Genomic DNA, 21246 nt, shown 5'->3' on the forward strand with positions numbered 1-21246 from the left:
CATGCCTTATTGGTTGTACATTACGATACTTGTTTTAATTGCTTACATAGCAATAAGTATCGCTTTGTATTATTTGCAGGATTATTTGTTGTTTAAACCAGAAAAACTTCCCGGGGATTTTCAATTTAATTATAAAAATCAAGACTTTAAAGAGTATAATTTAGAAACAAGGGACGGAGCGGTAATCAATGGTATTCGATTTTTCCCCAAGGGCGTGAGCAAAGGTGTTGTATTGTATCTTAAAGGGAACTCTAAAAGTATTAAAGGGTGGGGGAAGTTTGCTGTCGATTTTACTAGGCATGGTTATGATGTTTTAATGGTAGATTACCGTGGTTTTGGAAAAAGCACAGGGAGACGTTCCCAAAAAGCCATTAAAAGAGATTTGCAAGAAGTTTATAATAAGATAAAAGAACTGATAACCGAAGACAGAATTATACTTTATGGAAGATCTTTAGGATCTGGGTTTGCTGCTAAATTAGCTTCGATGAATCAACCTAAAATGCTTATTATGGATGCGCCTTATTATAGTTTAACAAAAGTAACAGCGCGTTATGCCCCTTTTATGCCCCTGTCTATATTAATAAAGTACCCATTACCAACCTATAAATGGTTAAAGTATGTGCAATGCCCAATACATATTATACATGGTACAAATGATTCCCTTATACCTTATAAAACAAGCGTTAAGTTGTCTCAGGTAAATCCTAAGCGAACCAAGTTGCATTCGGTAATTGGAGGTGGACATAAAAACTTAAATAATTTTGAATCGTATCATAAAATGATTCATGAAATTCTGAACAGAACCCCAGAAGACATAGATTTATTAACAACGAGTATTCATGTTAAACACGCCTCAAAAAAAAATAAAACGAAAGCTTAGAAAAGCGAGTTTTGTTTTAATAAGCTTATATATAATGATTGGTACATTGTTATACTTCATGCAGGAAAAAATGTTATTTCATCCTACGGTGTTATCGCAAGATTTTAAGTTTGAATTTTCATACCCTTTTGAAGAATTGTTTTTTAAAACAGATGACCATGCTGTTATTAATGCCGTTCATTTTAAAACCGAAAACCCTAAAGGCGTTGTGTTGTATTTTCATGGAAATGCTGGTGATTTATCTCGATGGGGGATCATTACAGGATTTTTTGTAGAAAAGCAGTATGATGTTTTGGTGATGGATTATAGAACATTTGGTAAAAGTACTGGCAAATTAAGCGAAGCGGCCTTGTATAATGATTCGGAGTATTGTTATAATTATTTAAAAAAGTACTATTCAGAAAGCGATATAACAGTTTATGGAAGATCGCTGGGAACAGGAATAGCTACGTATGTAGCTTCAAAAAATAACCCAAAACAATTAATATTGGAAACACCATATTATAGTATAACAGATGTGGCAAAATCCAAATTCCCCATTTTTCCCGTAAAATATCTTTTAAAATATAAATTGCCAAGCTATCGTTTTATAACCAAAATAAATTGTCCCATATCTATATTTCATGGCACTAATGACCAAGTCGTACCTTATAAATCGGCAAAGGAGTTATTTGAAGTAGCCCCAACACAGACTGTTTTTACAACCATAAAAGGGGGAAACCATGGTAATCTATCAACTTACGAGGCTTTTTTAAAAGGGATGAATCGGGTTTTGTTTTAGGTATGAGGTATTAGGGATTAGGTGTGAGGTGTTAGAGGAGGCATATCTTTTTGAAATTTAGTGCTTCGTAGGCTTGATTCGGGGACGTCTATTTAATAAACTTTTTTCCCCTTGTTTGGAGTATAAATTCTTAAAAAATTAACACTTGTGTTCTTGGTCTCTTAAATAAAACATAAAACATAAACTCACAGTGTTAAAAATTTCTAAACCTATGTCATTACTTTCAGAAAATGCATCAATTTTGCATTGTAAATTAGAAATCTATTTTAATTATTATGATAAAATTAGTCTTTGTTTTTAGTTCGTTACTTGCGTTAAATACAGTGGGTATCCCAAGTGAGAATACAGATAGAATTAAAACATCTATTGATGAAGATGAAAATCCCTATTTAGATGTTGGTAGTATTGAGGTTTACGAAATTGAAGAAGACGTAGACTTAGGCTTTAATACAAAAGATTATTTGCCGGAAAACTTTAATCCTTTAAAAGGGAAAGGAGATTTAGATTGGAGCACAATAGAAATTTACAAAATTGAAGAAGACGTAGACTTAGGTTTTAATACCAAAGATTATTTGCCAGAAAACTTTAATCCTTTAAAAGGAAAAGGAGATGTAGAATGGGGAGCAATTAAATTAGCTGAAATAGAAGAAGAAGTTGAGATAGGTTTTGATACAAAAAAATATTTACCTGTAAATTTCTCTCCCTATAAAGGAGTGAGTTAAAATCATAGTTTGTTTACATTAAATTGAATGTAGTTAGTTTGGTTAGTTAGTTAAAAGCCAGTAATGTGAAATTTACTGGCTTTTTTGTTTTAATCTCATTCATCTCATTTTGGAAATGTTTTTTAGAAACCCTTTTTCCTTATCATTCAGATTTTCAAGAATTCCCACTCAGCCATAAAAGCTTATGTTTTCATTATCCTTATGCACAAGAACGATTAATGGATATCCATTTTTTGCCTCAACCATTTCCAAGTCATTTTCAATTCCAGTTATTTTGAAGTTTATTTGGTATCAGATTTGCATAGTTTATAATTCCTTGAACCTCATGAAATTCCGATTCCTTAAAGTCAGAATATTTTTTTTCAGACTCACAAGAAAAGAGTCCAAAACTCAATATTATTAATATGATTTGCGTTTTTCTCAAATTACTTACAGCGTTTGGTGTAAGAACTGTTGCGTGGTTAAGCCTGTAAGTTAGCAAAAGAAAAACAACGTTAGGAAAGTCCGCAGGACTTTCCGATGAACACTGACCTAGCAATTGTTTTTACACAGCTTACCACACGTTTTTTCTCTTTAATTTGCTTTATCATCAAATTCAGTAAGCGTTTCATTTATACCTTTAATTCTTTTAATCCAATTTCGGCTTGATAGATATACCAAAAACAGTAAAGTTATAATCATCCCAGCAAGCACGAAATATTTTTCTTGCGTAAAGTTAATTGACGAAGTAAAAAATGAGATAATTGCTGAACCAAATAAAAATGAGGTTAGCAAAATCAAAATTGCCATCTGCTTTAGTTTATTATGAAAACTGATTAGAGATTTTTTCAAATTGCCTTCTTTAATAGGGTTTCTCAATACAAGCCAACCAAGAAAACGAACAATAATATATGTAGTTGTAGTAACAATTAAAAGAGCATTAGCCCATAGAGGCTTTGTAACACCGTCAAGACCTTCGTAAAACACAGCTAAAAATATTATAAGTAAAACAGCTTCAATTATAAACTTAATCCTGATTTTTTTTATGTTGGGATGATTTTTAATTTCAGTCATTTTCAATAATTCGGTCTTATCTCTTTTGCCTTTACCAGCATTTTTCCAGTTTGATTTTATGTTTTCTAATTCCATTGGTTTCTATTTTAAAATGTTTTTGAGTTTTTCTTTAATCCTATTGACTTTGACACCAACATAATTTTCGGTTATTCCTGTGATTTCAGCGATTTCCTTGTATGGATAGTCCTCTAAATACAAAGCTATAATTGCTCTATCGACCTTGTTCAAAGTTCTGATTGCTTCAAACAATCGTTCCTCATTTTCAGAAGGCATATCAGCGTGATTTTGTTGACTGCCTTTAGGAATGTGATCTTTAAATTCGAGTTCTATTTTGTTCTTTCTAAAGATTGCTATGGCCGTATTTAATGCTATTCGATACATCCAAGTACTTACTTTTGATTCTTCACGGAATTTTGGATAAGCTTTCCATAATTGAAGTACGATTTCTTGAAATAAATCTTCTTGGTCTTCTTTGGTATCTCTATACATCCCGCAGACTTTATAAATGATGCCTTGGTTTTCTTCCACAATTTTCAAAAAAGCCGTTTGCATTATTTATTATCTTTTTTGAATTGGAATGATTTACCCATTCCGTTTGCTGTTAAACCTGTAACCACATTGATATCATTAACTGCAAAAGTGAATTCTATTTCTACTTTTTTACCAAAAAACTGATGATTTCCTTTTGGATAAATTTCAAAGGGTGGATTTTCTCCAAGTTTTGCATAAAGACTATTCTCGGCTTTAATTATGTTTAGCACCATTTTGTTTTCTTCCGTAATGAACTCGCCAATATACATTTCGAGGTCTATAGGCTTTTCTGAAACTTTTTCTATCGATGGCATTTGAAACGGTTTCCCAAAGACAATTTTCTCAACGTCTGATGCAATATTGGTTATTGGTAATGTCGAAACATTACTTAAAATAATGATGCTCGTTTTATCATTATCTGCATATATTGATGTAAATGTAGAGTAGCCCCAGGTCCCGCCACCGTGATAGAATTTTTTTGGTATATCAGAATTCAAATACCAACCATATCCATAACTATTACCATTCTTTGACTTTGAATTGGTTGTTTTGGCAAACACAATTTCTTTACTTTTTTCGCTCAAAAGTGAATTTGAGAAGAAACTGTTGTTCCATTTTAATAAATCCGTAGTGGTCGAATACATATCACCAGCTCCTTTTAGCATTGAATAATTGCGATATGGTGCGACCACTAAACTATCATCGGTAACCAAATGATAGCCCGAAGCCATTTGTGGGATTATTTTTAAGTTGTCAACGATGCCGGTTTCTGTCATTTGCAGTTTATTCAAGATTTTATCCCTCAATATATTCTCAAAACTGTTTTTATAAACGTTTTCGAGTATTGATGCTAAAAGATAATAACCCAAACTTGAATATTGCATTTGTGAACCTGATTCAAAAAGCAAATCAAGTGTATTTATTTCCTCAATCGCTTGTTCTCTTGTTGTTTGTAATTTTGATTTTGTCTGCCAATAATCCTTGATACCTTCATTGTGTGGTAGTCCCGAAGTATGATATAACAATTGCTCGATAGTTATATTTTTAAATTTAGGCGATAAACCATTTAGATAGCCGCTGGCTTTATCCTGAACATTTAATTTTTGCTCTTCCTGTGCGATAGCGATAAGCGTTCCAGTAAAAGTTTTTGTAATGGATGCTATTCGATATTTAGCTCCGTTTTTCAATTTGACACTATTTTCATAGGATGCCATTCCCACCGTTTTTTGAAAGATGATATTGTTTCCCTTTGCTACAAAAATTTCTCCGTTGAAACCCTTTTTTAGATGAATAGCGTTAAGATAAGTGTCAAGTGTTCCAACATCTAAAGATTCTTTTTGTTGGGATTTTACTGTTAGCGATAAGCCAAACAATAGGGTAAGTGCGAATAATTGTTTTGTGAATTTCATAAGACGGCCATTTAAATTTTATTTTCTATATAGGTTGTCTCAAAAGTTCAAAATCTTACAAACGATTATTTTTTTGGTAAGGATGAGTCTTTTTTTAATGTGTGGTAACTAGTGAATAAACACAATTGTATTTATATCCATTATCTATATCCTTTCAAATGTAAAGAAAATTCTTATTTTTTTTTTTAAAAGTATTTAACCTAATTAGAAGAAAAAATTGAGTGACGATTTCGTGACCATAAATTCGTTGTAATCTGCTATAATATGCAACAAAAAAGGATTCACAATAAAGTAAATCCTTTTTAAATGATACTTAAATACTGAAACGGGGTCAGTATAACAGATACATCATAAAACCTCTATAAATAAGCCTTCTTCATTTTTAGCCACTTTGGCTACTTTCTTTCCTGTCAGGCTTTTAATGGTCTTGTCCCATTTTTTATTACTTAGTCCTGATTGTCCTTTAAGGGCGTTTAATTCTATAGGAGAGTTGGCTTTAAGTATATTAAAAACTGCTTTTTCATCCTCGCTCATTTCAACCGTCTTTTTTTCAGGTCTCATTTGTGGGAAGAATAAAACTTCCTGTATCGATTGGTTGTTGGTCAAAAACATAACCAATCTATCCATGCCGATCCCCATACCGGATGTTGGTGGCATCCCATATTCTAAAGCACGTAAAAAATCATGGTCAATAAACTCGGTAGCTTCATCATCACCTTTGGCAGCTAATTTAAGTTGGTGCTCAAAACGTTCACGTTGGTCAATAGGGTCATTAAGCTCGGAATAGGCATTAGCAATTTCTTTGCCACAAACCATGAGCTCAAAACGCTCTGTTAAATCAGGGTTTTCCCTATGTTCTTTACATAACGGGCTCATCTCTTTTGGGTAGTCTGTTATATAAGTGGGTTGTATGTAGTTGCCCTCACATTTTTCTCCAAAAATTTCATCAATAAGCTTGCCTTTGCCCATGGTATCATCAACTTCAATACCTAAACCTTTAGCAGCTTGTCTAATGTCCTCTTCGGTTTTTCCAGTGATGTCAAATCCTGTAAAATGCTTAATGGATTCGGCCATAGTAACACGTGCATATGGTGCTTTGAAATCTATTTCATGGGCACCAAAAGTAGCTTTAGTAGTCCCATTTACGGCTATAGCACAATATTCTAATAAACGTTCGCAAAAGCCCATCATCCAATTGTAATCTTTGTAAGCGACATAGATTTCCATAGCAGTAAACTCAGGATTGTGCGTTCTGTCCATGCCTTCGTTTCTAAAGTTTTTAGAGAACTCGTAGACGCCATCAAAACCACCAACAATCAATCGTTTTAAGTATAGTTCATTAGCAATTCGCATGTATAATGGAATATCTAAAGCATTGTGGTGCGTTATAAAAGGACGCGCTGCGGCACCACCAGGTATGGGCTGTAATACAGGTGTTTCGACTTCAAAATAGCCCGAGTCATTAAAAAACTGACGCATAGCATTAAACAATTTAGTACGTTTTACAAAAACGTTTTTTACATGTGGATTCACTACTAAATCCGCATAGCGTTGCCTGTAACGTTGTTCGGGGTCTGTAAAAGCATCGTGCACATTTCCATCGGCATCCGTTCTTGGTAAAGGCAATGGTTTTAAGGCTTTGCTAAGTAGCGTAAAATCTTTTACCCTAACACTTTTTTCGCCAACTTTTGTCGTGAATAATTCGCCTTCAACACCAATAAAGTCACCAATATCCAAAAGTTTTTTATAAACATTGTTGTATTTACCTTTATCGTCACCTTGACAGATTTCATCTCTATTAAAATACACTTGTATTCTGCCTTCACTATCTTGTAGCTCGGCAAAACTGGCATTTCCTTGAATACGTCTGGACATCAACCTGCCTGCTATAATAACCTGGCTTCCTTCCTTAAAGTCTTGTCTTATTTGTTTAGAATTATGCGATACGGTATACAAATCTGCCGGATATGGATTAATACCTATTTCACGTAATTTTACTAACTTTTCTCTTCGTACAAGTTCTTGTTCTGATAATTGTGACATACTCAAAATGCTGTGTAAATTTTAAAGACGCAAAGATAATCATTTGATTTGCGATTTACGATTATTGATTTACGATTTTTTTGCTGTTATCATAGGAAGGCTATCTATTGGAATCTCTTTGTGTAGTATGAAGAAATGAGCTTCCCCAATTATTTTTAACAGACATTGTAACAAAGTAAAAATAATGACGTCCTATAATTAATCATCAATCTATACTGGAACTCGTGTGAATGGCATAGCCCATGTATGTTTCAGCATTAAATAAAATCAAAGTATGAGTTTTTGGAGAGTTTTACTGTCTATTATTTGTCCGCCTTTAGCAGTTATAGATAAAGGTTGCGGCTCCATTTTTATAGTCTTTTTATTATGGCTTTGTGGTTGGGTACCAGGTGTTATTGCAGCTCTGGTTATTATTAATAACCCCAATAGATAAAAGTGTATATTTGTTCTCATAAATTAAAACCCGTTTTGAGGATTAGAACTTCGTTACGAAGCTTGAAGATACAATAAAAACTGGTGTTTTCTTAAATTTCAGCGTAGCACCGCTACGGTTAAATTAAAAAACGCAACAAAATGTCTGTTTTTGTAACAGTTTCGAGATATAGTAGAATTTCTAATGCATAAGCGGGTTAAGACCCAAAATTTAATTAAATGAACAGATTTTATACCCTTATCGTTTTTATTATTTCTATTAGTTTTACTAGTTGTCAATTTTCCGAAAACATCTATATAAATGAAGATGGTTCTGGCAGAATGGAATTTTCTTTTGATGGTACCCAACTTATGCAAATGGCAGGGGAAGAAATGGCAAAAGGTAAAGAAGAAGCTATAGATTCGACCTTTAGCTTTAAGGAATTATTTGATGCAAAGCGTGATAGTATTTCTAAATTAACAGAAGAAGAGCAATTAAAGTTAAAGAAGTTGGAACCATTTAGTATGCATATGGTTATGAACCCACAAACTTCGGAAATGAAATTTGATATGTTTACGGATTTTAAAGAAGTAAGTGAACTTCAGGATATGTTTAAGGCCATGAACAGTTTTAGTGATTTAGAGAAAGGAAAGCAAGGTAACCAATCTAATAGTCCTGCCAATCCGTTTTCGTCTCCTGAATTGGGTGAAAGTACTACGTTAGAGTATAATTTTAATGGGAAAACATTTAAGCGTGTTGCCAAAATAATTGATAAAGAAGCTTATAAAAAGGCAACAGATAGTGTGGGAGAGATGGCCGTTATGTTTGGTTCTTCAATGTATAAGTTAAACTACCATTTTCCTAAACCGATTAAATCTGTATCGAATGAGAAGGCGCTATTTAGTGCCGACAGAAAAAGCTTTACGGTAGAATTTGGGTTTATGGAATATCTATCGAACCCCGAAGCTTTAAATGTAGAGGTTGTATTAGAGAATTAGTATTTTGAATAAACAAATTGCATTACAGGATTTAGGTTTTAAAGACTATAAACAAACCTGGGATTACCAGGAAATGTTGTTTAAGGATATTGTAGATACCAAAATTAAGAATAGGCGAGAGGAAGCTGGTTTACAGACCAAGAATCACTTTTTGTTTGTGGAGCACCCACACGTATATACTTTGGGTAAAAGTGGCGATTTATCCCATCTGCTTTTAAACGAAGAACAACTTATTACAAAAGGGGCGACTTTTTATAAGATTAATCGTGGTGGTGATATCACATATCATGGTCCGGGCCAAGTAGTCGGGTATCCTATTTTAGATTTGGAAAATTTTTTTACCGATATACACAAGTACCTTCGTTTTTTGGAAGAAATGATTATTCTAACGCTTGCGGAATATGGTTTGAAAGCAGCACGTAGTAAAGGTGAAACGGGTGTTTGGCTAGATGTAGATACGCCATTTGCACGTAAAATTTGTGCCATGGGGGTACGGGCAAGTCGATGGGTAACCATGCATGGTTTTGCACTCAATGTAAACACTAATTTGGGTTATTTTGATCATATAATCCCTTGTGGTATTCGAGGTAAGGCAGTAACATCTCTAAATGTGGAGCTTGGCGTGAAAGAGGTCGATATGAGTGCCGTAAAAGAAAAGCTTCTAAAACATTTTATGCACCTTTTTGAGGCTGAGTTTTTATAAATTCACCCAACACCAGTTATTGGCTAAGCTTCTGAATTAAAGAACACCTTATAATAATGCATTTTTTTCTCATCATCGAAACCACGTTCTAAATATTCTGTAGAGGCATCAGGTGCATCAATATCTAACTTAATTTGTATGTTCGTATCTAATTTAATATCAGTTTTGATCTTTTTCTTTTCTTTGGTAACAACGCGTTCGGCAACATCAAATTGATTTCTGATAACCAAATTTTGTTCGCCTTCATATTCTTTTTTATAATCTTCAAACTGCCTTATTTGTTTTTCACCTTCAAAAATGCCTTCTTTAAAACGTTCTATGTTCACTACTTCATTTTCTTTAAAGAAATCAATGGTTTTAGCTAAAAAAGCATTCTGCTCCTGTGAACCATAGTTGGTTTTTAAAACCTCTGTTGAGAATTCTTTACAAAGCTCAATATATTGTTGCGTATGATTATTGGCATCATCAGCATATTTAATATTTAAAAACTGATTGATCCAATATTGTGCGTCATAACTATTATTGTCTACGCTTAAAATAATAGGGCCTTCGGTATCACTTTGATTTAAAATCAAGCAGCCTTTATCTACTTTTTTAGAGCTAATCCCTTTTTGTACCAACACATCGTAACTCTTATCCTCTAAATAGGTTTGAAAGAAATTAACCTTGCTCTCTATTTTAAAGATGCCAATAGCATTGGTGGTCATATCTTGGTATTCAATGCCTTCAAACATCACAACCATAACATCTCCCGTTTTTATGTTGGCCGAGGTAGATTGCTCGAATAAATGAGTTACAATATGCTTTGAAACATCTATAAAAGCATCTTCATCGCTAAATAGTTGTGAGCAATAACTATTAATTTCGTTTAAAGAAATATTGGCGTGATGATTAAATCGATAACTTTGTACTACGCTCCCAAACGGACGGAGTAAAAAGGGGAGCATTAAGTCGTAACTGGCTTCATCAAAATCGACCGTATTCTCAGAAAAAGCATTTTTAGTATCGTTAAACTTATTTCCAACTTTATGAATAATGAATTTTGAAATAGAGGCGTTTTTTCTTGAGATCATGTGTTGTTTATTAAGTATGCAATACTATTAAAATAATTAGAATTATACTATGTCTTGTTAAAAATTACTATGATACTATTCCTGCCTTAAATTTACTCATTAAAACAGAAAATAATAGCCTAATATTAGAAACTTAGCCTAGCTACGGTTTCTTTTTCTATTGAAGTAGAAAGTAAAAAGGGGCGTTTTATTGCGGTCATTTCAAACAAGAAACGGTTTTACTTTATGTTCATAAAAAAAGACATGTACCCCGCTATCTCGTCGTGTGCCAGTAGGAACTGTGTATAAAAGCAAAAAAGAACGCCAAAGCAAATGCTTTGACGTTCAAGACCTGGGGACTTCAGATTTGGTTGTCGTTATGTTTTGAATTTATTGAATAGGGCACAGCCTATTGATTAAATTTTCATTTTAAGAAATGTCATAAAATCTTTGGAAATTTTATTGTAAATAATTGATTAATAGCAGCCTTAAAGATAAAAATTAGTTTTTCATATACAAAGATTTTGCTAAGTTTATACTTATATATAAACTTATAAGCAAATATTTGCAGAATTCAGCTACAAATCAATTGATCTGATATAAAATAATAGAATTATTTTCTCCTTTACTCACAAACTCAAGGTTTCTATCTTTATCAATATTATCTAATATTATGGGTGAGTTTCCATATACCGGGAAATTGGGTAGTGATTTTGTTTGGCTATCATAAAGGTAAATTTTATGAGCTTGTTTATCTGTAAGTGCTACATAAATTTTATCATTAATATAGAATAGTCTAGGTGCAGAGTAATCGCCATAATCAAGTTCTATAGACTTATTTTTAATAGACAATTTATTTTCATCTAACAGTATAAGGGTTTTGCTTGAAGTTTCTAAATAATGTTTTTCTGATAAGTTTAAGTTTTTAATGGATGTATGTCCTCTTGTGTCTATAGTTATTAAATTTCCGTCTGAGGTTGTGGTCGTAAAACTGTCTTTGTATAAAAAGATAGGCTGATTAGAGTACGAGGTAGAGGTTTTTGGAGTTACTCTGGTCTTACCAGTTCGATCTAAAATATAAAGTTTGTTATGAGTTTTAAATGTAATATAATCTTTAGTGCCAATTCTAAAATGTTTTGGCCGACATATTATGGCATTGTTTGCAGATTTAAATGTAAATCCGTTTACAATTTGCGCTTTTACGTTGTACATCAAAACATTTTTGCCTTGAGTTACCAATAACCTGTAGTTTTTATTTTTATCGTAATCAAAAACTGCGAGAGGTTGGGTGATTGTGTTGTTAAATTTAATTGGGAAAGGTGCAACACTCTTACCATTTCTATCAATAACATGAATGCTGTTTGAGGTAGCAAAAGCTAGTTGTAATCGTCCGTTTTTATAAATATCAATTTGTTCAATAGCCCCTAATACGGCACTTTGCATTTTCTTTTTCCAAAGAATTTTTCCTTTATTCGAAATTAAATATAGGTTGTTGTTTATGTCTTGTACGACAATCTCTTTTTGTTTAGTAATGTGATTTTTTACAAATTGAGGATTGGTTAATAGGTCTGTGCCTAACTTAATATTTAGTTCTTCAGAAACAGAATTTAATAATGCTCTGGCTTTACTCTTTTTTATGATGCCATTTACATGAGCGAAATTAGTCTCGTAGATAAATTGTAATGCAGATGCATTGTAATTGGTCAACTCATTATTTAAGTCTCCTTTTAGGTTTTTATTTAAAATAGTCTTTAAAGAAGAAAGGTTTACAACCTGTAGTAATGATGATGCGTCACTTAAATGGTTTTTTATATCTTGAAAATACACTTTCTCATTTAGTGTGGTTTCGTTTTGGTAATTAGCAATGATATTTTGGAGCATATCTGTGTTGTCGGCAAACACAAAAAAATTATCTAGAACACAGTATTTGTTAGCTTTATTGAATGACACTAAAGGAGCAAATGTTTTAGTAAATAAGTGTGGACCACTAAAACTAAAAATAGTAACGCCTCTATAAGCATCTATAGTGTTTTGTTCGCTTAAGAGAGCATCTTTGGTGGCAATGATATCAAGGGAATTTAATACAATAGCACTATCTTTTCCTTGATAAATAATACCAACTTCAACAATGTCATCAAAAAGCATGGTTGTGTTGGTTATAGAATCATTGTCATTATACTTGGCCAAATTGGTTTTAAAGGTTTTATAGTCATTAAAAGTAAAACTCATAAAACCATCACTATTTGAAGGAGTGATACGGTAAGTTTGATTTTCCTGAGGGATGGTGTTCTTAAAGATATTAATTAAACTTTTCGATGAGTCTATGGCTTTAGTAATGCCATTAAAAAGCAGTTCATCCTGATCTATATCAAGATCAACAGCTATATAATTAGTAAATGTTTTAAGAGAAAGTGAATCTTCAATAAAAAACGATTCTAAAAATGTATGGTCAGATTTAAGAATAGCCGAGACCGTTTTATCGTCGCTGGTTATATTATAGATTTTCTCCAGTTCAATATCTATTTTAGTGTTACTAAAAATAGCATTGACCATCTCTTTTGAAGAAGAAGCGAAAAAGGTGCTATCTATAATAGTACTATAAAATGTATGATTATTTAATGTGGATTTCGTTATTGTTTTGTTTTTATAAGACAGCGTTTCCTCAATATAGTTTGGTAACGAATCGGTTTCAAATAATTGTTGATTGTGTTTTGTTATGATTGCATATTGTAAACTGTCTTTTAAATCTTTCGAAAAACAAATTAATATATCGCTTGTAGGCTTTAAATAAGATAAGCTATTTAATGTGTTTTCTAAGTTTTTGTACGAATCTGTTTTAGAAACTTTTTGTAAAAAATCACTATTGTTAATGCTACTTTTTAAATTCTCAAGATTTGAGGTTTTTAAAATTATGGAAGTGTTTTTTGGTGCAAAATCGATAAGTTGTGAGCGGCTTGTTTTGATGTTTGAACAGTTAAAAACCAGTATAAGGAGTAGGGAAAAACAAAAGACTCTCATAAAACGTATTAATTTTTACAAACCTACATATTTTTCATCGAAGTCATTTAAACTTTTTTGATTGAAGTAAAAAATAGTCATAACGATTTGAATGTAAAATGTGGTATTATACCCGTTTTAAAATAGCCAGATAAAACACCGCCATTTTTTATAAAGGCGAGAGCGTGTAAATTTTAACGAGCAATTTTAAGTTAGAAATGGCATTAAATGTCTAATCTTAATTGTTCGGGTAAAAGCCTAAATGATTTTCTGTGGTATTTTGTGATACCGTATTTTTTTATAGCATCCCGGTGTTCTTTAGTTGGATAGCCTTTATTTTGCTTCCAATTATACATGGGGTATTCTTCGTGAATAGTATTCATATATATGTCACGATGTGTTTTTGCTAAAATGGAAGCTGCTGCAATACTCAAATATTTTCCATCACCTTTGATGATAGTTTTAAAAGGGATATCATTATAAGGCTTAAATTTATTGCCATCTACAATTATAAATTGTGGTTTTTTACTCAAGAGGTCTATAGATTTATGCATAGCCAAAATAGAAGCATTCAAAATATTAATACTATCAATTTCTTCTTGAAATATATGTGCTACGCCAAATGTTATGGACTGTGTTTCAATAATTGGCTTTAAAAGGTCCCTTTTCTTTTCACTAAGTTGCTTAGAGTCATTTAGTATCGAATTTTCGAATTTCTTAGGTAAAATAACAGCCGCAGCAGTAACGGGACCAGCTAAACAACCACGTCCAGCTTCATCTGTACCACATTCTAAAGAATAGTTGGAATGATTGATTAATAACATTCAAATAAGAATATTTTTCAAATTTATAATTTTATGTACCAATTATTATGCTTTTCTAGATAAATTTATTTCTTTTTATAAGAATATACTGGTGCATATTATTAAATAATTTTTTTTAAGCCTTAATTGTATTAATAATTTAAAAATTAATAGGATATTATAATAATTTGATAATTATAAAACCAGGGATTAGTGAGAAATTATCACTTTTTATGAGTTTTTTTTGTTTTTTTAATATAATATTAAGATGTTTGCAATCGACTAACTCAAAATAAATATTATAAGCCTTATCTTTATATGAAGGGCTAAATATTTAAAAAGAAAGCCAGCAGTTATAGCTGGCTTTCTTTATTTTAAAGAATTTTCGCTAAATCGTTTAAAGTTGGATTTTAAAAATCTTCAGATTAAATAAACGTAGTTATATTAATTAAACTTGTAATTTTTTCTAACAAAAAAAATTAAAATGATAGAATTATTTATTTTAGTCCTAAATGATTTTTGATTTTTTGATTTTAAATATTTTTTACCTTTTTTCGCAAAGAAAAGGAGTACATATTCAATACTGAAGTGACTTAGACTTTTTTAATTGAACCGACAAATAATAATTTCTTGCCTGCCGGTAGACAGACAGGTATTCCCAAATGAAGTCTTTTAGAGTAGCAAAGGATCGCTGAAGTAATAAAAAAATATGGAATATCTCTACTTGTGAGCAGACAAGAAAAGGGGTTTTACAGCCAATATAATAAGTTTAAACACTTTATTGATTAACATATATTAATCTAAAATGTGTCTATATTGCATTTAATGAGTACTATAAAGAAAACAATGGAGGAAGAAGCAGAAGCTATTTGGATGAGATTTATAGATGGAGATAGAAGTGTCTTTACATTTATCTATAATTCAAATGTAGATGCTTTGTTTTCATATGGCATGAAGTTAAATTCAAATAAGAGTTTTGTGAAGGATTGTATTCAAGATGTTTTTTTAGATATATACGAGCACAGAAAGCAGATTTCCAGGCCTAAAAATATTAAGTTTTATTTATTTAAGGCTCTAAAGCATACTATGTTTAGGGAATTGAAGAAAGAAAGAAAGAAAAGTGGTTTGCCAGAACAAGGAAACCTGTCTTTTTTTACAGAATATAATATAGAAACCATAACTATAAATAAAGAAGTTATAAAACATCAAAAAAAACTTGTTACAAAAATAATTAAGGAGCTAACCCCTAAACAGCAAGAGATACTATATTTAAGATTTATGAAAGGATTCAATTATATTGAGATTTCAGAAATCACAGGTATTAATCATAACTCTGTACGTAAGCAGGTTTATAGGTCTATAAAAAACATACGAAAAAATCTTCTCTTAAATAATATTACAAATTCAGGTATTTATTCTTTTTTGTTAGTGGCTTTCCCAGATTAAGCAATATTCCTTCCTGTGCTTAAATTGCCCAATCAAAGCATACTTTCTTGCGTTATACCAGTTCTGATTTAAATTTACTCAAAAGAAAAGTAGTAGATTTTTGACTTGGATGAAAAAGAAAATACTGCCGTCATATTAGTCCTGATATAAAACTGTTCAAAAAACATAGAGCGATTATTTACATAAGCCAAAAAGAGCATGCAAGCTATAGCCATAGCTCAATATCGTCAGGTTAAGAAAAAAGAGTTAAAATTTTAAAAAGACAGATTCTAACGCCCAAAAAACCTAAATCAATACTCAAAACCTATATATCTAACTTGTTTTTTGCATTTAAGGAGCGTATTTATTTAAAATATTTTTAGGGAAGAACCCTTATGGTTACTACTCTGTTAAGCTATTGTTAATTTTTTTTTAAAAAAAACTCTAAAAAGTGTCTACAAAAATGAGATATGATCCCCTATAAAAAATAAAAGTAAACCTATGAAGCTTTATTCTAAGTATATGGAGGATGATTTTTTTCTAAGTTGGGTATATAGTCCAACGCCAGAAACAATCAGTTTTTGGCAAGATTATATTCTTAAAAACCCAGAGGAGAAAGAAATAATTAATACCCTAAAAGGGATTTTAGTGGATATAAAAACCGAGGATATTAAGCTTTCTGAAAAAGAAAAGCAGGAGATCTTTACACAACTTTTAAATAAAATTGATCATAAAAACAAACCAAGTAAAATATTCAATTTGGTTAAAAGATCGTATAAATATGTTGCCATATTAATGTTAGTATTAATAATTGCCAATGTGTTTATTAATCATGTTTTTGAAAACACCAATGATTTCGATTTTGATACCATAAGCGAAACACCTTTAGATCCCGTAATAAAAGAAAAGACCCAATTAATTATTGGACAAGGGGAACCGTTATTAATCGATGAGAAAAAATCATCAATTGAATATACCAAGTTGGGTAGCATTATTTTAAACGAAAAAGATACTATAAGTAATGAAATAAAAAATGAAGGAGAAGTATTACTTTTTAATAAATTAATCGTACCTTTTGGTAAACGAAGTAAAATAATATTATCAGACGGTTCAGTGGTCTATCTTAATGCAGGAACAAAGTTTGTGTTCCCTGATACATTTGCTTCTAATGAGAGGAAGGTTTTTCTTTCTGGAGAAGCTTTTTTTGAAGTAGCACCAAATAAAGAAAAGCCATTTATTGTGAAAACTATAGAAGAGAAGGTCTCGATAGAAGTGTTGGGAACAAAGTTTAATGTGTCTGCTTACCCCGTAGATTCAAATATTTTAACAGTTCTAACAGAAGGAAAAGTCGTTGTTGTTGAAAAAAATATATTTAAAACACAAAGAGCCATTTTAAAACCTGGTCAATTAGCTTCATGGAATAAAAACACAGAAAAAGTTGCTATTAAAGAAGTTAATACAGATAACTACACATTATGGACTTTAGGGCTTTTGCATTTTGAAAGCGAATCTATAGTAAACATTGTTAGAAAAATAGAACGCTTCTATAATGTGGAAATTGTTTTTGAGAACGTATTAGATGCAAAAAACATAAATGTAAGCGGGAAATTAGATTTAAATGATAAAATAGAACAAACACTTGAAAATCTAACGATAACAACAGAATTTAAATTCGAAATAATAAACGATAAAAAATATGTATTAAAGTAAAAAAGTCAGAGAATGCGCCAACACTCCCTGACTGATAAAAAACTGCTATAGGAGCAGCTATTGTTTAATTAAAAACCAATTCAAATTTATGAAAAATAACCAAAATTTCTATGATTTCCTCTTAGATTTTAGAAATAAAACTCTATTTGTAATGAAGTGTCTTAGCGTCTTTTTAGTCCTATTTACATTGTATTCTTTTACAGATTCATATTCTCAAAGTAAAAAGCTGAGAATAGAAATTAGGGAAGCGACATTAATGAATATGATCGAATCTATAGAAAACCAAAGTGAATTTGTATTTATTTACAATGACGAAGTGTTACCCGAATTATTAAAAGTTTTAGGCAATATCCAAATTAGAAACAAAACTATTGATAAAGTCTTAGATAGGGTTCTAAATAAAGAAAAACTTATTTATTCTATAAATGAGCGTCAAGTAATTTTAAATAAAAAGGTGAAAATTCTTGATTCTAATTTGCAGCAACAGATCTCAGGACAAATTACCGGGACTGATGGTTTACCGTTACCAGGTGTTAACATAGTCATTGAAGGGGCCTCAAGAGGAGCCCAGACAGATTTTAATGGGATTTATTCCATCAATGCGAGTAAAGGAGAGATACTAAAGATTAGTTTCATTGGTATGAAAACTCAATTTATAACAGTTGGTGATGATAGTACCATTGATATTGTTATGGAAGAGGATTTAGAAGATTTGGAAACTGTGGTGGTTACTGGTTATCAGAAGATTAAAAGAAAATTGTTTACAGGGTCAGCAGCAACAGTCAAATTAGAGGACGTAAAATTAGAAGGTGTTGCAGATATAAGTAGATCACTTCAAGGGCAAGTAGCAGGTGTAGAGATTCAAAATGTATCAGGTACTTTTGGTACGGCTCCTGTAATTAGAATTAGAGGTAATGCATCTATAAATGGAACAAACAAGCCATTATGGGTTATTGATGGCGTAATTCTTGAAGATGCTGTTGAAATATCGAATGAGGATATTTCTTCGGGTAATTTAGATACTGTGTTAAGTTCATCTACAGCTGGGATTAATCCCGAAGATGTTGAAACGTTCCAAGTTTTAAAGGATGCTTCAGCAACTGCACTTTATGGTGCAAGAGCCCTTAATGGTGTTATTGTTATAACAACTAAAAGGGGTAAAACGGGCAAACCTTCAATAAATTTTACAAGTAGTTTAACGACAAGAGCGAAACCCAACTATGATCAATTTAATTTTTTGAATTCTGGAGATGAAATGTCTGTTTATCAAGAGTTATATGAAAAGGGTTGGATAGATATAGCTGGATCAAATGGAGCTGCAAATCACGGTGTATTTTCAGATATGTTCAAAAGAATAGTAGACGGTGACATTTCTTGGGGTCCAGGAGGAACACCAAATTATAATTACCTACAACGCTATGCCAATGCTAATACAGATTGGTTTGATGTGTTATTTAAAGATTCTTTTGTAAGAACCAATAGTTTAAGTATCTCTTCAGGTACAGAAACATCTAGATTTAGAGCCTCGGTAAGTTCAATTGTAGATAAGGGACAAACTATTGCTGATGATGTTAAAAATTATACAGCAAATTTAAATGCAGATTTTGATTTATCGGAAAAATTTACGATAGGGTTTAAAGTGACAGGAAATGTTAGAGATCAAAGAATAGCAGCTTCAGAAGATAGAGACTATAATGCACTTACTGGAGTATTTGAAAGAAATTTTGATATCAACCCGTTTAATTATGCTTTATATACAAGTAGAAGTATAACACCTTATGATGAAAATGGAAACCGTCAATTCTTTAGAAGAAGCTATGCGCCATTTAATATTTTACACGAAGTAGATCATAATTTTGTTGATTTAAGTTTAATCGATTTGTCTTTTAATACGAATATTAAGGTTGAACTTACTGAAAACTTAAACTTTACAACAGTATTAAACGGAAGGTGGTATAAAAGTAATGCTGTACAAACCGTACATGAAAATTCAAATAATGCTGAAGCTTACCGTGCAGACAATCCATTAATTAGAAACAACAATATATTTTTATTTGATGACCCAGATGCTCCAGAACTAGAACCTTATTCTGTATTACCAAATGGAGGATTCAGAAAAACAACAGATTTTGGTTTAACAAGTTACTATATGAGAAATCAATTAGATTACTCGAAAACATTTGGGGATTTACATACGGTTAGTGCTTTATTAGCTCAAGAAATAAGATCCAGTGAGCGAGTTACAGAGAAAAATGATGGTTGGGGTTACTTGTTCGATAAAGGTGGTTTAATATTAAGTGATCCAAATTTCATAAGGTTTTTAGACAGTAGAGGGGAAGAGTATTTTGACGTAGATGAAACTAATCAAAGAGGTTGGGGGATGTTTTCTAATTTAGCATATTCTTATGATTCTAGATATGTTATAAATGGTACATATACCTATACCGGAGATAATAGAACTGGAAGCTCTAAAGCAGCACGTTACCTACCTACATGGAATATAAGTGGTGCATGGAATGTTCATAACGAGTCGTTTATGGATAATGTAGATTGGCTGAATTTGTTGAAAATTAAATCAACTTATGGTTTGTCAGGTAGCAATCCTTTCGATGCAAGTGCTGGTTTAATAGTTTTTGGAGAAGAGCCATTACGTCCTCAAGCAGCCGAAAGAGAAGTTGCTTTGTTAATTGATCAATTAGAGAATGGCGAGTTAACATTTGAGAAATTATACGAATGGAATATTGGTGTAGAGTCAGCATTCTTTAATAACCGTATTGGCTTGGAATTAGAATATTACAAAAGAAAATCGGAAGATTTAATTGGATTTATTGAAACCAACGGTGTTGGAGGAGAATCCTTAAAATTAGGTAATATTGGAGATATGGATCGTGAAGGATATGAAGTTACATTAAGAACGGTAAACGTTAAAACACCAACCTTTAGATGGTCTTCTAATTTTAATTTTAGTCATTCAAAAAGTGAAATCACAAATTGGGAAGCGCAAGATCGTATAGGTGATGCAATAAGCCGAAACGGAGCAAATCTAAAAGGATTTCCTGTTGGAGCCTTGTTTTCTGTGCCTTTTGCTGGTTTAGATTCTAATGGTATACCTACATTTTTTGGTGAAGATGGTGCTATTATTCAAGATCTTAATTTACAAGAAAGAGATGATATTACTAATTTCTTAAAATATGAAGGGCCAACAGAACCAACATTCTTTGGAGGATTCAATAATACGTTTAATTATAAAAATATTGGGTTAAATGTTGGTTTTTCTTATCGTGGCGGAAACAAAATTCGTTTAGATGATGCGTTCTTTGAGCGATATGATGATTATAGCTCGCTTCCAGGGGATTTAATTAATAGATGGTCTTTGCCAGGCGATGAAAATATAACTAATATTCCATCAATCCTATCAGAAATAGCAAGTCAAGGTTTAAGCAATGAAGGGCTAAATCCTTACGATTTATATAATAAAAGTGACGTTCGAGTTGCCGATGGAGACTTTGTCAGGTTAAAAAATATAAAGTTATCTTATAGATTCCCAAAGCGTTTTATAGATTCAACTTGGTTAAAATCTGCCACGGCTAGTTTGTCGGCACATAATTTATGGTTAGTTTATTCCGACGATAAGCTTAATGGAATTGATCCAGAATTTTTCCAATCAGGAGGGGTGTCTTTACCATTGACAAGAAGTTACACATTTACGCTTAATTTTAATTTTTAG

General features: G+C 31.7%; 16 protein-coding genes. 9 read left to right on the plus strand and 7 right to left on the minus strand.

The annotated features are described in order from the left end of the window. Position 1 precedes the first annotated feature (1 nt). The 3 genes from PQO00_RS19520 (at position 2) to PQO00_RS19530 (ending at position 2383) form a co-directional block, all read left to right on the plus strand. On the plus strand, positions 2 to 880 hold the full coding sequence (locus PQO00_RS19520; RefSeq protein ID WP_274186537.1) for an alpha/beta hydrolase: 879 nt from the start codon (positions 2 to 4) through the stop codon (positions 878 to 880). A gap of 34 nt (positions 881 to 914) precedes the next feature. Further along, on the plus strand, positions 915 to 1661 hold the full coding sequence (locus tag PQO00_RS19525; RefSeq protein ID WP_274186538.1) for an alpha/beta hydrolase: 747 nt from the start codon (positions 915 to 917) through the stop codon (positions 1659 to 1661). Between the two features lie 275 nt (positions 1662 to 1936). Beyond that, positions 1937 to 2383, plus strand: a complete 447-nt coding sequence (locus PQO00_RS19530; RefSeq protein ID WP_274186539.1) for a hypothetical protein — start codon at positions 1937 to 1939, stop codon at positions 2381 to 2383. Between the two features lie 573 nt (positions 2384 to 2956). Here the strand turns inward: PQO00_RS19530 and PQO00_RS19535 are convergent. From PQO00_RS19535 to lysS, 4 genes are all read right to left on the minus strand, one after another. Next, positions 2957 to 3511 (minus strand): hypothetical protein, encoded by a 555-nt coding sequence (locus tag PQO00_RS19535; protein WP_274186540.1) that lies wholly within the window; start codon positions 3509 to 3511, stop codon positions 2957 to 2959. 6 nt (positions 3512 to 3517) lie between these two features. Then, positions 3518 to 3988: an RNA polymerase sigma factor gene (locus PQO00_RS19540; protein ID WP_274186541.1), complete on the minus strand. Its 471-nt coding sequence runs from the start codon at positions 3986 to 3988 to the stop codon at positions 3518 to 3520. Next, a complete protein-coding gene (locus tag PQO00_RS19545; RefSeq protein WP_274186542.1) occupies positions 3988 to 5376 on the minus strand; it encodes a serine hydrolase in 1389 nt (462 codons plus the stop codon). The genes PQO00_RS19540 and PQO00_RS19545 overlap by 1 nt, the downstream gene beginning before the upstream one ends. A 348-nt stretch (positions 5377 to 5724) precedes the next feature. Beyond that, positions 5725 to 7419 (minus strand): lysine--tRNA ligase, encoded by a 1695-nt coding sequence (gene lysS / locus PQO00_RS19550; protein WP_274186543.1) that lies wholly within the window; start codon positions 7417 to 7419, stop codon positions 5725 to 5727. 274 nt (positions 7420 to 7693) lie between these two features. Between lysS and PQO00_RS19555 the strand changes: the two genes are divergently transcribed. The 3 genes from PQO00_RS19555 (at position 7694) to lipB (ending at position 9532) form a co-directional block, all read left to right on the plus strand. Beyond that, complete coding sequence (locus tag PQO00_RS19555) at positions 7694 to 7852, plus strand: YqaE/Pmp3 family membrane protein (protein ID WP_135878136.1); 159 nt, start codon at positions 7694 to 7696, stop codon at positions 7850 to 7852. Between the two features lie 218 nt (positions 7853 to 8070). Continuing rightward, positions 8071 to 8829 carry a hypothetical protein gene (locus PQO00_RS19560; RefSeq protein ID WP_274186544.1) on the plus strand — a complete coding sequence of 253 codons (759 nt, stop codon included), beginning with the start codon at positions 8071 to 8073 and terminating at the stop codon, positions 8827 to 8829. 4 nt (positions 8830 to 8833) lie between these two features. Continuing rightward, positions 8834 to 9532: a lipoyl(octanoyl) transferase LipB gene (gene lipB / locus PQO00_RS19565; protein ID WP_274186545.1), complete on the plus strand. Its 699-nt coding sequence runs from the start codon at positions 8834 to 8836 to the stop codon at positions 9530 to 9532. A 23-nt stretch (positions 9533 to 9555) separates the two neighbouring features. On the opposite strand, the gene PQO00_RS19570 is transcribed toward lipB, so the two are convergent. The 3 genes from PQO00_RS19570 to PQO00_RS19580 all read right to left on the minus strand — a co-directional run bounded on the left by PQO00_RS19570 (position 9556) and on the right by PQO00_RS19580 (position 14405). Beyond that, a complete protein-coding gene (locus PQO00_RS19570; protein ID WP_274186546.1) occupies positions 9556 to 10605 on the minus strand; it encodes a nucleoid-associated protein in 1050 nt (349 codons plus the stop codon). Between the two features lie 564 nt (positions 10606 to 11169). Beyond that, positions 11170 to 13602 (minus strand): ribonuclease HII, encoded by a 2433-nt coding sequence (locus tag PQO00_RS19575; RefSeq protein WP_274186547.1) that lies wholly within the window; start codon positions 13600 to 13602, stop codon positions 11170 to 11172. A gap of 203 nt (positions 13603 to 13805) precedes the next feature. Continuing rightward, positions 13806 to 14405, minus strand: coding sequence for a ribonuclease HII (locus PQO00_RS19580; RefSeq protein WP_274186548.1), 600 nt, complete (start codon positions 14403 to 14405; stop codon positions 13806 to 13808). 804 nt (positions 14406 to 15209) lie between these two features. Between PQO00_RS19580 and PQO00_RS19585 the strand changes: the two genes are divergently transcribed. From PQO00_RS19585 to PQO00_RS19595, 3 genes are all read left to right on the plus strand, one after another. After that, on the plus strand, positions 15210 to 15830 hold the full coding sequence (locus PQO00_RS19585; protein WP_274186549.1) for an RNA polymerase sigma factor: 621 nt from the start codon (positions 15210 to 15212) through the stop codon (positions 15828 to 15830). 480 nt (positions 15831 to 16310) lie between these two features. Then, entirely contained in the window at positions 16311 to 17519 is a 1209-nt protein-coding gene (locus PQO00_RS19590) for a FecR family protein (RefSeq protein ID WP_274186550.1), read from the plus strand. Between the two features lie 151 nt (positions 17520 to 17670). After that, positions 17671 to 21246 (plus strand): SusC/RagA family TonB-linked outer membrane protein, encoded by a 3576-nt coding sequence (locus tag PQO00_RS19595; protein WP_274186551.1) that lies wholly within the window; start codon positions 17671 to 17673, stop codon positions 21244 to 21246.

This window comes from Flavivirga sp. 57AJ16, assembly GCF_028736925.1.
GTDB lineage: Bacteria > Bacteroidota > Bacteroidia > Flavobacteriales > Flavobacteriaceae > Flavivirga.